Source organism: Pseudoxanthomonas suwonensis J47, from assembly GCF_000513955.1.
In the GTDB taxonomy this organism is placed as follows: Bacteria; Pseudomonadota; Gammaproteobacteria; order Xanthomonadales; family Xanthomonadaceae; genus Pseudoxanthomonas; species Pseudoxanthomonas suwonensis_C.
Genome location: NZ_AZUZ01000010.1, coordinates 118908 through 131712, shown reverse-complemented (window position 1 = coordinate 131712; position 12805 = coordinate 118908). Strand labels below are relative to the sequence as shown.

At 66.2% G+C, this 12805-nt stretch carries 25 protein-coding genes; all 25 read left to right on the top strand.

The genetic code is table 11. The annotated features are described in order from the left end of the window. A partial coding sequence (locus M503_RS0103860) for an EF-Tu/IF-2/RF-3 family GTPase (RefSeq protein WP_028928105.1) occupies positions 1-554 on the top strand: 554 nt, incomplete at its 5' end. Positions 555-884: 330 nt separating this feature from the next. After that, positions 885-1196, top strand: coding sequence for a 30S ribosomal protein S10 (rpsJ, locus tag M503_RS0103855; protein WP_013535997.1), 312 nt, complete (start codon positions 885-887; stop codon positions 1194-1196). An 11-nt stretch (positions 1197-1207) separates the two neighbouring features. Beyond that, positions 1208-1858 (top strand): 50S ribosomal protein L3, encoded by a 651-nt coding sequence (gene rplC / locus M503_RS0103850; RefSeq protein ID WP_028920535.1) that lies wholly within the window; start codon positions 1208-1210, stop codon positions 1856-1858. Between the two features lie 11 nt (positions 1859-1869). Next, the gene (rplD, locus tag M503_RS0103845) at positions 1870-2475 is read left to right on the top strand and encodes a 50S ribosomal protein L4 (protein WP_024870248.1); all 606 of its coding nucleotides are present in this window, start codon (positions 1870-1872) and stop codon (positions 2473-2475) included. Next, positions 2472-2771 (top strand): 50S ribosomal protein L23, encoded by a 300-nt coding sequence (rplW, locus tag M503_RS0103840; RefSeq protein ID WP_024870247.1) that lies wholly within the window; start codon positions 2472-2474, stop codon positions 2769-2771. The genes rplD and rplW overlap by 4 nt, the downstream gene beginning before the upstream one ends. Before the next feature lie 10 nt (positions 2772-2781). Further along, complete coding sequence (rplB, locus tag M503_RS0103835) at positions 2782-3609, top strand: 50S ribosomal protein L2 (protein WP_024870246.1); 828 nt, start codon at positions 2782-2784, stop codon at positions 3607-3609. A 6-nt stretch (positions 3610-3615) separates the two neighbouring features. Beyond that, entirely contained in the window at positions 3616-3882 is a 267-nt protein-coding gene (rpsS, locus tag M503_RS0103830) for a 30S ribosomal protein S19 (protein ID WP_024870245.1), read from the top strand. Between the two features lie 12 nt (positions 3883-3894). Beyond that, positions 3895-4230, top strand: coding sequence for a 50S ribosomal protein L22 (gene rplV, locus M503_RS0103825; protein ID WP_037060385.1), 336 nt, complete (start codon positions 3895-3897; stop codon positions 4228-4230). A gap of 1 nt (position 4231) precedes the next feature. After that, positions 4232-4960 carry a 30S ribosomal protein S3 gene (gene rpsC, locus M503_RS0103820; protein WP_024870243.1) on the top strand — a complete coding sequence of 243 codons (729 nt, stop codon included), beginning with the start codon at positions 4232-4234 and terminating at the stop codon, positions 4958-4960. A 5-nt stretch (positions 4961-4965) separates the two neighbouring features. Next, positions 4966-5379: a 50S ribosomal protein L16 gene (gene rplP / locus M503_RS0103815; protein ID WP_024870242.1), complete on the top strand. Its 414-nt coding sequence runs from the start codon at positions 4966-4968 to the stop codon at positions 5377-5379. Then, entirely contained in the window at positions 5379-5567 is a 189-nt protein-coding gene (rpmC, locus tag M503_RS0103810; protein ID WP_024870241.1) for a 50S ribosomal protein L29, read from the top strand. The genes rplP and rpmC overlap by 1 nt, the downstream gene beginning before the upstream one ends. A gap of 12 nt (positions 5568-5579) precedes the next feature. Next, the gene (gene rpsQ / locus M503_RS0103805) at positions 5580-5843 is read left to right on the top strand and encodes a 30S ribosomal protein S17 (RefSeq protein WP_024870240.1); all 264 of its coding nucleotides are present in this window, start codon (positions 5580-5582) and stop codon (positions 5841-5843) included. 14 nt (positions 5844-5857) lie between these two features. Then, positions 5858-6226, top strand: coding sequence for a 50S ribosomal protein L14 (gene rplN / locus M503_RS0103800; RefSeq protein ID WP_024870239.1), 369 nt, complete (start codon positions 5858-5860; stop codon positions 6224-6226). A 15-nt stretch (positions 6227-6241) separates the two neighbouring features. Beyond that, positions 6242-6559 (top strand): 50S ribosomal protein L24, encoded by a 318-nt coding sequence (gene rplX / locus M503_RS0103795; protein ID WP_024870238.1) that lies wholly within the window; start codon positions 6242-6244, stop codon positions 6557-6559. Between the two features lie 11 nt (positions 6560-6570). Then, entirely contained in the window at positions 6571-7113 is a 543-nt protein-coding gene (gene rplE, locus M503_RS0103790; protein WP_024870237.1) for a 50S ribosomal protein L5, read from the top strand. A 12-nt stretch (positions 7114-7125) separates the two neighbouring features. Further along, positions 7126-7431, top strand: a complete 306-nt coding sequence (gene rpsN, locus M503_RS0103785; protein ID WP_028928103.1) for a 30S ribosomal protein S14 — start codon at positions 7126-7128, stop codon at positions 7429-7431. 189 nt (positions 7432-7620) lie between these two features. Next, positions 7621-8019, top strand: a complete 399-nt coding sequence (rpsH, locus tag M503_RS0103780; protein ID WP_024870235.1) for a 30S ribosomal protein S8 — start codon at positions 7621-7623, stop codon at positions 8017-8019. Between the two features lie 19 nt (positions 8020-8038). Beyond that, entirely contained in the window at positions 8039-8566 is a 528-nt protein-coding gene (gene rplF, locus M503_RS0103775; protein WP_028928102.1) for a 50S ribosomal protein L6, read from the top strand. Positions 8567-8640: 74 nt separating this feature from the next. Further along, complete coding sequence (rplR, locus tag M503_RS0103770; protein WP_028928101.1) at positions 8641-8997, top strand: 50S ribosomal protein L18; 357 nt, start codon at positions 8641-8643, stop codon at positions 8995-8997. Positions 8998-9149: 152 nt separating this feature from the next. Further along, the gene (rpsE, locus tag M503_RS0103765) at positions 9150-9692 is read left to right on the top strand and encodes a 30S ribosomal protein S5 (protein WP_024870232.1); all 543 of its coding nucleotides are present in this window, start codon (positions 9150-9152) and stop codon (positions 9690-9692) included. Next, the gene (gene rpmD, locus M503_RS0103760) at positions 9685-9876 is read left to right on the top strand and encodes a 50S ribosomal protein L30 (protein ID WP_013535978.1); all 192 of its coding nucleotides are present in this window, start codon (positions 9685-9687) and stop codon (positions 9874-9876) included. Before rpsE ends, rpmD begins: the two co-directional genes overlap by 8 nt. 10 nt (positions 9877-9886) lie before the next feature. Then, the gene (rplO, locus tag M503_RS0103755; protein ID WP_024870231.1) at positions 9887-10324 is read left to right on the top strand and encodes a 50S ribosomal protein L15; all 438 of its coding nucleotides are present in this window, start codon (positions 9887-9889) and stop codon (positions 10322-10324) included. 7 nt (positions 10325-10331) lie between these two features. After that, positions 10332-11690 (top strand): preprotein translocase subunit SecY, encoded by a 1359-nt coding sequence (gene secY, locus M503_RS0103750; protein WP_024870230.1) that lies wholly within the window; start codon positions 10332-10334, stop codon positions 11688-11690. A gap of 352 nt (positions 11691-12042) precedes the next feature. Further along, entirely contained in the window at positions 12043-12399 is a 357-nt protein-coding gene (gene rpsM / locus M503_RS0103745) for a 30S ribosomal protein S13 (RefSeq protein ID WP_024870229.1), read from the top strand. Between the two features lie 13 nt (positions 12400-12412). Continuing rightward, the gene (gene rpsK, locus M503_RS0103740; RefSeq protein ID WP_028918219.1) at positions 12413-12805 is read left to right on the top strand and encodes a 30S ribosomal protein S11; all 393 of its coding nucleotides are present in this window, start codon (positions 12413-12415) and stop codon (positions 12803-12805) included.

The window sequence follows — 12805 nt, the reverse complement described above, 5'->3', positions numbered from 1 at the left end:
TCCTGATGCCGGTGGAAGACGTGTTCTCGATCTCCGGCCGCGGCACCGTGGTGACCGGCCGTATCGAGCGCGGCGTGATCAAGGTGGGCGACGAAGTGGAGATCGTCGGCATCCGTCCGACCACCAAGACCACCGTGACCGGCGTGGAGATGTTCCGCAAGCTGCTGGACCAGGGCCAGGCGGGCGACAACGCGGGCCTGCTGCTGCGCGGCACCAAGCGTGACGANGTCGAGCGTGGCCAGGTGCTGGCCAAGCCGGGCACGATCACCCCGCACACCGACTTCGAGGCCGAGGTGTACGTGCTGTCGAAGGACGAAGGCGGCCGCCACACCCCGTTCTTCAAGGGTTACCGTCCGCAGTTCTACTTCCGCACCACCGACATCACTGGCGCCGTCCAGCTGCCGGAGGGCGTGGAGATGGTGATGCCGGGCGACAACGTGAAGATGGTCGTGTCGCTGATCAACCCGGTGGCGATGGACGAAGGCCTGCGCTTCGCGATCCGCGAAGGCGGCCGTACCGTCGGCGCCGGCGTGGTCGCCAAGATCATCAAGTAATTCAAGAGGTTATGGTCGCCGCTCCCTGGGCGGGCGGCGACCCTACAAGCGAAAAGAGGCACAGGAAGTGCCTCGTGTTCGCCGGACAGGGAAGAGTCGCGTACCGTATCGCGCGTACAACGGCCGTATTGGCTGTTGACGCGCATATTTACGCGTTCTATACTTTCCCGTCTGGGCAGGCCGGCTCGCTGGCCTGCCCGCGCTTTTGGGTGCTGGCAGTGCCGGTGCCCGTCCAAAGGGCTCCGGCCTGGCGGACGAACAGGAACCCTAATACCGGGGCAGGCATCCCAGAGGCCGCGCCCGTCGCTCTTTTAACGAAGGAACTCCGTCATGGCGGACCAAAAGATCCGGATTCGGCTCAAGGCGTTCGATCATCGTCTGATCGACCGTTCGGCCAGCGAGATCGTCGAGACGGCCAAGAGGACCGGCGCGCAGGTGCGTGGCCCGATCCCGCTGCCGACCAAGATCGAACGCTACACCATTCTCGTTTCGCCGCATGCCGACAAGGATGCGCGTGACCAGTACGAGACCCGCACGCACAAGCGCGTGCTCGACATCGTCGACCCCAACGACAAGACCGTGGACGCGCTGATGAAGCTCGAACTCGCGGCTGGCGTCGACGTCCAGATCAAGCTCGCCTGAGGACTGCCGACATGACGAAGAAGTATTCGTTGGGTCTGGTCGGCCGCAAGGCCGGCATGAGCCGCGTCTTCACCGAGGATGGCCGTTCCGTCCCGGTGACCCTGATCGAGGCCACCCCGAACCGCATCACCCAGATCAAGACCGTCGAAGTCGACGGCTACAGCGCCGTCCAGGTCACCACTGGCACGCGCCGCGCCGCGCTGGTCAACAAGCCGCTGGCCGGCCACTACGCCAAGGCCAAGGTCGAAGCCGGTCGTGGCCTGTGGGAGTTCCGCGTCGCCGACGACAAGATCGGTGACTTCGCCGTTGGCGGCGAGATCAAGGCCGACATCTTCGAGGTGGGCCAGGTCGTCGACGTCCAGGGCGTGACCAAGGGCAAGGGCTTCCAGGGCACGATCAAGCGCCACAACTTCACCATGGGTGACGCCACCCACGGTAACTCGCTGAGCCATCGTGCTCCGGGTTCGATCGGCCAGCGCCAGACGCCGGGCCGCGTGTTCCCGGGCAAGAAGATGTCCGGCCACATGGGCGCCGAAACGCAGAGCGCGCAGAACCTGGAAGTGGTTCGCGTCGATGCCGAGCGCGGCCTGATCGCCGTCCGCGGCGCTGTCCCGGGTGCCCCGGGTGGCGACGTGGTCGTGCGCCCGGCGAGCAAGGCGTAAGGAGAATCACCATGGAACTCACCATTACGGGTAGCGCCAACAAGCTGTCGGTCTCCGACGAAGTGTTCGGCCGCGAATTCAGCGAAGACCTGGTCCACCAGGTCGTGGTGGCCTACCAGGCCGCCGGTCGCGCCGGCACCAAGGCGCAGAAGACCCGCGCCGAGGTCAACGGCACCACCAAGAAGTCGAAGAAGCAGAAGGGTGGCGGCGCCCGTCACGGCGCCCTGACCGCTCCGATCTTCGTCGGCGGCGGCGTGGCCTTCGCGGCCAAGCCGCGCAGCTTCGCGCAGAAGGTCAACCGCAAGCAGTACCGCGCCGCGATCAGCTCGATCCTGTCGGAGCTCAACCGCCAGGGCCGCCTGAAGGTCGTCGAGTCCTTCGACGTCGAGGCCGCCAAGACCAGGGGCCTGGTCGAGAAGCTGGCCGGCCTGGAGCTGGGCAAGCGTCCGCTGATCGTCACCGAGGACGCTTCCGAGAACCTGTTCCTGTCGGCCCGCAACCTGCCGTACGTGCAGGTCCGCGACGTGCAGGGCCTGGATCCGGTCGCCCTGGTCGGCGCCGATTCCGTGCTGATCACCGCCGATGCGGTCAAGAAGGTCGAGGAGTGGCTGGCATGAGCGCCAACGAGAAAGTTTTCAGCGTGCTGCTCGCGCCGCGCGTGTCCGAAAAGACCGCCCGGCTGCAGGAAGTCAGCAACCAGTACGTGTTCGAAGTTTCGAACGACGCCACCAAGGCCGACGTGAAGGCCGCCGTGGAACAGCTGTTCGACGTCAAGGTCGAGTCGGTCAACGTCGTCAACGTGAAGGGCAAGAACAAGTCCTTCCGCTTCCGTTCCGGTCGCCGCGGCGACTGGCGTAAGGCGTACGTGCGCCTGGCCGACGGCCAGAGCATCGACGTGTCCGCGAAGGCCTGAGGGTGATCCCATGCCATTGATGAAGTTCAAGCCCACCTCTGCCGGCCGCCGCTCCGCGGTCCGCGTGGTCACCCCGGATCTCCACAAGGGTGCCCCGCACGCCGCGCTGCTCGAGAAGCAGAGCAAGTCCGGTGGTCGCAACCACCACGGCCGCATCACCACGCGCCACGTCGGTGGCGGCCACAAGCAGCACTACCGCCTCATCGACTTCAAGCGCAACAAGGAAGGCATCGCTGCGCGCGTCGAGCGGATCGAGTACGACCCGAACCGCACCGCGCACATCGCCCTGCTGTGCTACGTCGACGGCGAGCGTCGCTACATCATCGCCCCGAAGGGCCTGAAGGCCGGTGACCAGGTGATCGCCGGTTCCGACGCCCCGATCAAGGCCGGCAACACCCTGCCGCTGCGCAACATCCCGGTCGGCACCACGGTGCACTGCATCGAGCTGAAGCCGGGCAAGGGCGCGCAGATCGCCCGCGCCGCCGGCGCCGGCGTGCAGCTGGTCGCCCGCGAAGGCACCTACGCGCTGCTCCGCCTGCGTTCGGGCGAAATGCGCAAGGTCCCGGCCGAGTGCCGCGCCACCATCGGCGAGGTCGGCAACGACGAGCACAACCTGGAGAAGCTGGGCAAGGCCGGCGCCAAGCGTTGGCGCGGCGTCCGCCCGACGGTCCGCGGTGCGGCCATGAACCCGGTCGACCACCCGCACGGTGGTGGTGAGGCCAAGGCCGGCCAGGGCAACCCGCATCCGGTCACCCCGTGGGGTGTCCCGACCAAGGGTTACAAGACGCGCAAGAACAAGCGCACCCAGCAGTTCATCGTCCGCGATCGTAGGGGCTAATCGACCATGCCACGTTCCCTCAAGAAAGGCCCGTTCGTCGATCACCACCTCATCAAGAAGGTGGAGGCCGCGGGCGGCACCAAGAAGCCGATCAAGACCTGGTCGCGCCGTTCCATGATCCTGCCGGAAATGGTGGGATTCACCATCGCCGTGCATAACGGCAAGAACCATGTCCCGGTCCTCGTGAACGAGAACATGGTCGGCCACAAGCTCGGCGAGTTCGCCGTCACCCGGACCTTCAAGGGTCACGGCGGCGACAAGAAGTCGAAGTAAGGAGAGATGACAATGGAAGCGAAAGCCATCCTGCGCACCGCGCGCATCTCCCCGCAGAAGGCCCGCCTGGTCGCCGACCAGGTGCGTGGCCTGCCGGCCGAACGCGCCGTCAACCTGCTGAAGTTCTCGGACAAGAAGGCCGCCGCCCTCATCAAGAAGGTCGTCGAGTCGGCCATCGCGAACGCCGAGAACAACCAGGGCGCCGACGTCGACGCGCTGAAGGTCAAGGCCATCATGGTCGACGAGGGCCCGACCCTGAAGCGCTTCATGGCGCGTGCGAAGGGCCGCGGCACCCGCATCCTCAAGCGGACCAGCCACATCACCGTCGTCGTGGGAGAGGGCAAGTAATATGGGTCACAAAGTTCATCCCACCGGCATCCGTCTTGGCATCGCCAAGGACTGGAACTCGAAGTGGTATGCCGACAAGGGCGAGTACGCCCAGTACCTGGCGGCCGACCTGAAGGTCCGTGACATGCTTCGCAAGAAGCTGGCGCAGGCCGGCATCAGCAAGATCCTGATCGAGCGTCCGGCGAAGACCGCCCGCGTGACGATCCACACCGCCCGCCCGGGCGTGGTGATCGGCAAGCGCGGCGAGGACATCGAGAAGCTGCGCAAGGAAGTGTCCGAGCTGATGGGCGTCCCGGCGCACATCAACGTGACCGAGGTCCGCAAGCCGGAGCTCGACGCGCAGCTGGTCGCCGAGTCCATCGCCCAGCAGCTGGAGCGCCGCATCATGTTCCGCCGCGCGATGAAGCGCGCCGTCGGCAACGCGATGCGCCTGGGTGCCCTGGGCATCAAGGTCAACGTCGCCGGCCGCCTGAACGGCGCCGAGATCGCCCGTTCGGAGTGGTACCGCGAAGGCCGCGTGCCGCTGCATACCCTGCGCGCGGACATCGACTACGGCTTTGCCGAGGCTCACACCACCTACGGCGTGATCGGCATCAAGGTATGGGTCTACAAGGGCGAGATCTTCGACTTCGCCCAGGTCGGACAGGAGAAGCAGGAAGAAGCCAGCAGCCCGCGCGGCGAGCGCGGCGACCGCGAGCGTCCCTCCCGTCCCGCACGTGAAGCGAGGTAACGGCGATGTTGCAACCCAAGCGAACCAAGTTCCGCAAGCAGTTCAAGGGCCGTAACGAGGGCCTGAGCTGGAGCGCCAACGCCGTGTCCTTCGGCGAGTACGGCCTGAAGGCCACCGCCCACGGCCGCCTGACCGCGCGCCAGATCGAAGCGGCCCGCCGCACGATCAGCCGCTACGTCAAGCGCGGCGGCAAGATGTGGATCCGCGTGTTCCCGGACAAGCCGATCACCCAGAAGCCGATCGAAGTCCGAATGGGCTCCGGTAAGGGTAACGTCGAGTACTGGGTCGCCCAGATCCAGCCCGGCCGCATGATCTATGAAATCGAGGGTGTGCCCGAGGAGCAGGCGCGCGAGGCCTTCCGCCTGGCGGCTGCCAAGCTCTCGGTCACCACCACCTTCGTGACCCGTACGGTGCGCTAATGGCTACGATCAACGAACTCCGTGAAAAGTCGGCCGACGAGCTGAAGAACCACCTGCTGGAGCTGCGCAAGGAACAGTTTTCCCTGCGCATGCAGAAGGCGACCGGCCAGCTGTCGAAGACCCACGAAACCCGCCGGGTGCGCCGCGAGATCGCTCGCGTGAAGACCCTGCTCGGCAGCAACCAGTAAGGGATCGCAGCGATGAGCGACAACAACAAGCAGCTGCGCACGGTCGAAGGCCGCGTGATCAGCAACAAGATGGACAAGACGGTTACCGTCCTGGTCGAGCGTCAGGTCAAGCACGCGCTGTACGGCAAGTACATCAAGCGCTCGACCAAGCTCCACGCCCACGATGCGGACAACAGCTGCAACGAAGGCGACGTGGTGCGCGTGACCGAGATCGCGCCGATGTCCAAGACCAAGAACTGGCGCGTGGTGGAAATCGTCACCCGCGCGGCCGAATAAGGGAGATCTGAATCATGATCCAGATGCAGAGCTACCTCGATGTGGCCGACAACTCGGGCGCCAAGGAACTGATGTGCATCAAGGTGCTGGGCGGCTCGAAGCGCCGTTACGCCGGCATCGGCGACATCATCAAGGTGACCGTCAAGGAAGCGATTCCGCGCGGCAAGGTCAAGAAGGGCGAGGTCTACGACGCCGTCGTGGTCCGCACCCGGAAGGGCGTTCGCCGTCCGGACGGCTCGCTGATCCGCTTCGACGGCAACGCCGCCGTCCTGCTGAACAACAAGCAGGAGCCGATCGGCACCCGTATCTTCGGACCGGTGACCCGTGAGCTGCGTTCCGAGAAGTTCATGAAGATCGTCTCGCTCGCGCCTGAAGTGCTCTGAGCGGAGGAAGCAGACATGGCAAACCGTATCAAGAAGGGTGACCAGGTCGTGGTCACCACCGGCAAGGACAAGGGCAAGCAGGGCGAGGTCATCCGCGTCGATGGCGACCGCGTGGTCGTCTCCAACGTGAACCTGGTCAAGCGGCACACCAAGCCGAACCCGCAGGCGGGCATCGCCGGCGGCGTGGTCGAGCGCGAAGCCTCGATCCACATTTCCAACGTGATGCCGCTCAACCCCGCCACCGGCAAGGGCGAGCGCATCGGGTACAAGGTCCTGGAGGATGGACGCAAACTGCGTGTGTTCCGCTCCAGTGGTGAGGCGCTCGACGCCTGAGGAATGAAGCAATGACCACGCGGCTCGAAAAGATCTACAAGGAAGAGGTTGTGCCGGCTCTCATGGAGAAGTTCGGCTACACCAATCCGATGCAAGTCCCCAAGCTCGTCAAGATCACGCTCAACATGGGCGTGGGCGAGGCGGCTGCCAACAAGAAGGTGCTGGAAAACGCCGTCGCCGACCTGGCCAAGATCTCCGGCCAGAAGCCGGTGACGACCAAGGCCCGCGTCTCGGTGGCCTCGTTCAAGATCCGCGACGGCTGGCCGATCGGCTGCAAGGTGACCCTGCGCCGCGACACCATGTTCGAGTTCCTGGACCGCCTGATCAGCGTGTCCCTGCCGCGCGTCCGCGACTTCCGCGGCGTGTCGGGCCGTTCGTTCGACGGCCGCGGCAACTTCAACATGGGCGTCAAGGAACAGATCATCTTCCCGGAGATCGATTTCGACGCCGTCGACGCCGTCCGCGGCATGGACATCGCGATCACCACGACCGCCAAGACCGACGCCGAAGCCAAGGCGCTGCTCGAAGCGTTCAAGTTCCCGTTCCGCAACTAAGGGTCACAGAACATGGCAAAGACCTCCATGGTCAACCGCGACGCGAAGCGGGAAAAGCTGGCCAAGAAGTACGCGGCCAAGCGCGAGGAGCTGAAGAAGATCGTCGCCTCGCAGACCGCTTCGTACCAAGAGAAGATCGAAGCCGCGACCAAGCTGCAGAAGCTGCCGCGCGACTCTTCGCCGAGCCGCCAGCGCAACCGCTGCGAGCTGTCGGGCCGTCCGCGCGGCGTCTACCGCAAGTTCGGCCTGGGCCGCAACAAGCTGCGCGAAGCCACCATGCGTGGCGACGTGCCCGGCCTGCGCAAGGCCAGCTGGTAAGCGGGCAGGGCGGCCCCCGGCCGCCCGCTCGACGCAACAGGCAAGGAGCCGGCCCCCAAGGCCGGTTCCTTGCGCTATAATCCCCGGCTTCACCCGGCCATCCCGGGTCGTCGCGGCAAGGACCCGGCCTCTCCGGGACACAATCCAGATTTCGCGAAAGCGGATATCGGTGCACTCAAGGAACCACTCATGAGCATGACTGATCCCATCGCCGACATGCTGGTCCGCATCAAGAATGCGGCCGCTGTGGGCAAGCCGACGGTGAAGCTGCCGTCCTCCAAGATCAAGGTTGCCATCGCCAACGTCCTGAAGGACGAGGGCTACATCTCCGACCTGCGCGTCATCCAGGGCGAGAACAACAAGGCCGAACTCGAGATCGTGCTGAAGTACTTCGAAGGCCGTCCGGTCATCGAGCAGCTGAAGCGCGCTTCGCGCTCGGGCCTGCGCATGTACCGCGGCAAGAGCGAACTGCCGAAGGTCCTGGGCGGCCTCGGCGTGGCCATCATCTCCACCTCCCAGGGCATCATGACCGACAAGCAGGCGCGCAACGCCGGCGTGGGCGGCGAAGTCCTGTGCTACGTGGCCTAAGCGAAGGAGTTACGACGACATGTCCCGCGTAGCCAAGAAGCCGATCGCCCTGCCGAAGGGCGTCGAACTGAACATCCAGGACACCAGCGTCAGCGCCAAGGGTCCGAAGGGCACCCTGTCGCTGGCCAAGCCGGCCGGCGTGCTGGTTTCGGTCGAAGACGGCAACGCCGTCCTGTCGGCCAACGACGACTCGCTGATCCCGCTGGCGGGCACCGTCCGCGCGATCCTGGCCAACATGGTCAAGGGCGTCTCCGAAGGCTTCGAGCGCAAGCTCGAGCTGGTGGGCGTCGGTTACCGCGCCGCGATGCAGGGCAAGGACCTGAGCCTGTCGCTCGGTTTCTCGCACCCGGTCGTGTTCCAGGCGCCGGAAGGCATCACCCTGTCGACCCCGACCCAGACCGAGATCCTGGTCCAGGGCGCCGACAAGCAGCGCGTCGGTGAAGTGGCGGCCAAGATCCGCGCCTTCCGTCCGCCGGAGCCGTACAAGGGCAAGGGCGTGAAGTACTCCGACGAAGTCATCATCCGCAAGGAAGCCAAGAAGGCCTAAGGCCTTCCGGGTCGGCGCCGAGGCGCCGGCCCGGCTGGTCCCAGAGCCGATCCGCTTCCACGAGGTCAAACACCATGAGCATCAAGAACGACGCCCGCCTGCGCCGCGCCAAGTCGACCCGGGCCCACATCCGCAAGCTCGGCGTGCCGCGCCTGTCGGTGCTGCGTACCGGCCAGCATCTGTACGCGCAGCTGTTCACCGCCGACGGCAGCAAGGTCATCGCCGCCGCCAACACGCTGCAGGCCGACGTCAAGGACGGCCTGAAGAACGGCAAGAACGTCGACGCCGCCGCCAGGGTGGGCAAGATCATCGCCGAGCGCGCCAAGGCCGCGGGCATCGAGAAGGTCGCCTTCGACCGCTCGGGCTACCGCTACCACGGCCGCATCAAGGCGCTGGCCGACGCCGCCCGCGAGGGTGGCCTGCAGTTCTGATTCCCGCGGGCCCGCCCAGGCGGGCCCGTCCTGCCGGCGCAGGTGGCGCCGGGCGCCGTCCGACTTCTGCGCGGACGTGACGCTCCACCGCTCCAGACCACAACCATAAGCGGCGACCGAGCCGTACATATCCACATACCGAGGAAAACAAGATGGCAGAAGAGCGTCAGCCGCGGGGTCGCGATCGCGACCGCAACCGCGAAGAGAAAATCGACGACGGCATGATCGAGAAGCTGGTCGCGGTCAACCGCGTCAGCAAGACCGTCAAGGGCGGCCGCCAGTTCACCTTCACCGCGCTGACCGTGGTCGGCGACGGCGAGGGCCGCGTCGGCTTCGGCTACGGCAAGGCCCGCGAGGTCCCGGTGGCCATCCAGAAGTCGATGGAGTACGCGCGCAAGGGCATGCTGACCGTCGACCTGAACAACGGCACCCTGTGGCACCCGGTCAAGGCCGGCCACGGCGCCGCCCGCGTGTTCATGCAGCCGGCTTCCGAGGGTACCGGCGTCATCGCCGGTGGCGCGATGCGCGCCGTCCTGGAAGCGGTCGGCGTGAAGAACGTGCTGGCCAAGGCCGTCGGTTCGCGCAACCCGATCAACCTGGTCCGGGCCACCCTGAAGGGCCTGGAAGCCATGCAGTCGCCGACCCGCATCGCGGCCAAGCGCGGCAAGAAGGCGGAGGAACTCCTCAATGGCTAACGAGTCGAACAAGACCGTCAAGGTGCGCCTGGTGCGCGGCCTGCGCGGCACCCAGGCCCGTCACCGTCTGTCGGTCCGCGCCCTGGGCCTGAACAAGCTCAACGACGTGCGCGAGCTGAAGGACAGCCCGCAGGTCCGCGGCCTCATCAACCAGCTGCACTACCTGGTGCGGGTCGAGGACTAAGGAGAAACCCATGCGTCTGAATACTCTCAAGCCCGCCGAGGGCGCCCGCAAGGAGCGCACCCGCGTCGGTCGTGGTATCGGTTCGGGCCTCGGCAAGACCGCTGGCCGCGGCCACAAGGGTTCGTTCGCCCGCGCCGGCAAGGGCAAGATCAAGGCCGGCTTCGAAGGCGGCCAGACCCCGATGCAGCGCCGCCTGCCGAAGGTCGGTTTCCGTTCGCTGACCGCGAAGGACACCGCCGAGGTCCTGCTGTACAAGCTGGCCCTGGTTGAAGGCGACACCGTCGACTTCGCGGCGCTGAAGGCCGCCAAGCTGGTCCCGTCGACCGCCAAACGCGCCAAGATCGTCAAGAAGGGCGACCTGTCGCGCAAGCTGGTCATCAAGGGCATCGCACTGACCGCCGGCGCCAAGGCCGCGGTTGAAGCTGCCGGCGGCAGCGTCGAGGAGTAAGCGACATATGGCGCAAGCTGGCATCGGCAATCTCGGCAGCGGCCTGGGCAAGTTCACCGAACTGCGCCAGCGCCTGCTGTTCGTGCTTGGCGCGTTGATGGTCTATCGCATCGGCTGTTTCGTGCCGGTGCCGGGCGTCAACCCCGATGCCATGCTCGCCATGATGCAGGCGCAGGGCGGCGGCATCGTGGACATGTTCAACATGTTCTCGGGCGGCGCCCTGCACCGCTTCAGCATCTTCGCGCTGAACGTGATGCCGTACATCTCGGCATCGATCGTGATGCAGCTGGCGGTGCACATCTTCCCGGCGCTGAAATCGCTGCAGAAGGAAGGCGAGTCCGGCCGCCGCAAGATCACCCAGTACTCGCGCATCGGCGCGGTGCTGCTGGCGGTGGTGCAGGGCGGCAGCATCGCCCTGGCCCTGCAGAACCAGGTCGCCCCGGGTGGCGTCCCGGTGGTCTACGGCCCGGGCATGGGCTTCGTCCTGACCGCGGTGGTCTCGCTGACCGCCGGCACCATCTTCCTGATGTGGCTGGGCGAGCAGGTGACCGAGCGCGGCATCGGCAACGGCGTCTCGCTGATCATCTTCGCCGGCATCGTCGCCGGCCTGCCGGGCGCGGTCATCCAGACCATCGAGGCCTACCGCGGCGGCACCATGAACTTCCTGACCCTGCTGCTGATCGTGGCCGTGGTCCTGGCGTTCACCTGGTTCGTGGTCTTCGTCGAGCGCGGCCAGCGCCGCATCACGGTCAACTACGCGCGCCGCCAAGGTGGCCGCAGCGCGTACATGAACCAGACCTCGTTCCTGCCGCTGAAGCTCAACATGTCGGGCGTGATCCCGGCGATCTTCGCGTCGTCGATCCTGGCGTTCCCGGCGACCCTGGCGCAGTGGTCCGGCCAGGCCACCTCGGCCACCTGGCTGCAGCGCGTGTCCAACGCGCTGGCCCCGGGCGAGCCGCTGCACATGATCGTGTTCGCCGCGCTGATCAGTGGCTTCGCGTTCTTCTACACGGCGCTGGTGTTCAACTCGCAGGAAACCGCCGACAACCTGAAGAAGTCGGGCGCGCTGATCCCGGGCATCCGTCCGGGCAAGGCGACCGCCGATTACATCGACGGCGTGCTGACCCGCCTGACCGCGGCCGGCGCTACCTACCTGGTGATCGTGTGCCTGCTGCCGGAAGTGATGCGCACCCAGATGGGTACCTCGTTCTACTTCGGCGGCACCTCGCTGCTGATCGTGGTGGTCGTGGTGATGGACTTCATTGCCCAGATCCAGGCCCACCTGATGTCGCACCAGTACGAGAGCCTTCTGAAGAAGGCCAACCTGAAGGGCGGTTCGCGCGGCGGCGGTTTCGCCCGCGGCTGATCCCCGATCCGGCTGAGGCCGGGAATTTCGAAGTCCGGTGGACCCATTCCGCCGGCAGCCGGTCCCAGCGGGGCCGGTCCATCCAGAAATGGGCGGCCCGTGCGACGTCTCGCGCGCGGGTGAGACGATGCGGTGCCGCGCTGGAGTAGCGCGGCCGGCCGATCCGGGCAACCGGGGACGCCAGCAGAGTCCGGCGCCGGAGCATGGGCACACTCCCCATGCCGGGTCCAGGGCCTTCGGGCCTCGGGCTTCCAAGTAATCCGGGACATTGATAGAATTCGCAGTTCACTTTTGAACCAATCCTGTCGGGGCGCCCTGTGCGTTGCCGACCCTCAAGTTTGGAGATCGCGTCATGGCGCGTATTGCAGGCGTCAACCTGCCGACCCACAAGCACGTCTGGGTGGGGTTGCAGAGCATCTATGGCATCGGCCGCACCCGGTCGAAGAAGGTTTGCGAGGCCGCCAACGTGGCCCCGACGACCAAGATCCGTGACCTGTCCGAGCCGGAAGTCGAGCGCCTGCGCGCCGAAGTCGGCAAGTACGTGGTCGAAGGCGACCTGCGTCGCGAAATCGGCATGGCCATCAAGCGCCTGATGGACCTGGGCTGCTACCGCGGCCTGCGCCACCGCCGCGGCCTGCCGCTGCGTGGCCAGCGCACCCGTACCAACGCCCGCACCCGCAAGGGTCCGCGCAAGGCGATCCGGAAGTAAGGGATAGAAGACAATGGCCAAGCCAGCTGCTGCCAAGACCAAGAAGAAGATCAAGCGCGTCGTCACCGACGGCATCGCCCACGTGCACGCTTCCTTCAACAACACCATCGTGACCATCACCGACCGCCAGGGCAACGCCCTGTCGTGGGCGACCTCCGGCGGCGCGGGTTTCCGCGGCTCGCGCAAGTCGACCCCGTTCGCCGCGCAGGTCGCCGCCGAGAAGGCCGGCCGCGCCGCGCTGGACTACGGCGTCAAGTCGCTGGAAGTGCGCATCAAGGGCCCGGGCCCGGGTCGCGAGTCCGCCGTGCGTTCGCTGAACGCCGTCGGTTACAAGATCACCAACATCATCGACGTGACGCCGATCCCGCACAACGGGTGCCGTCCGCCGAAGAAGCGTCGCGTCTAA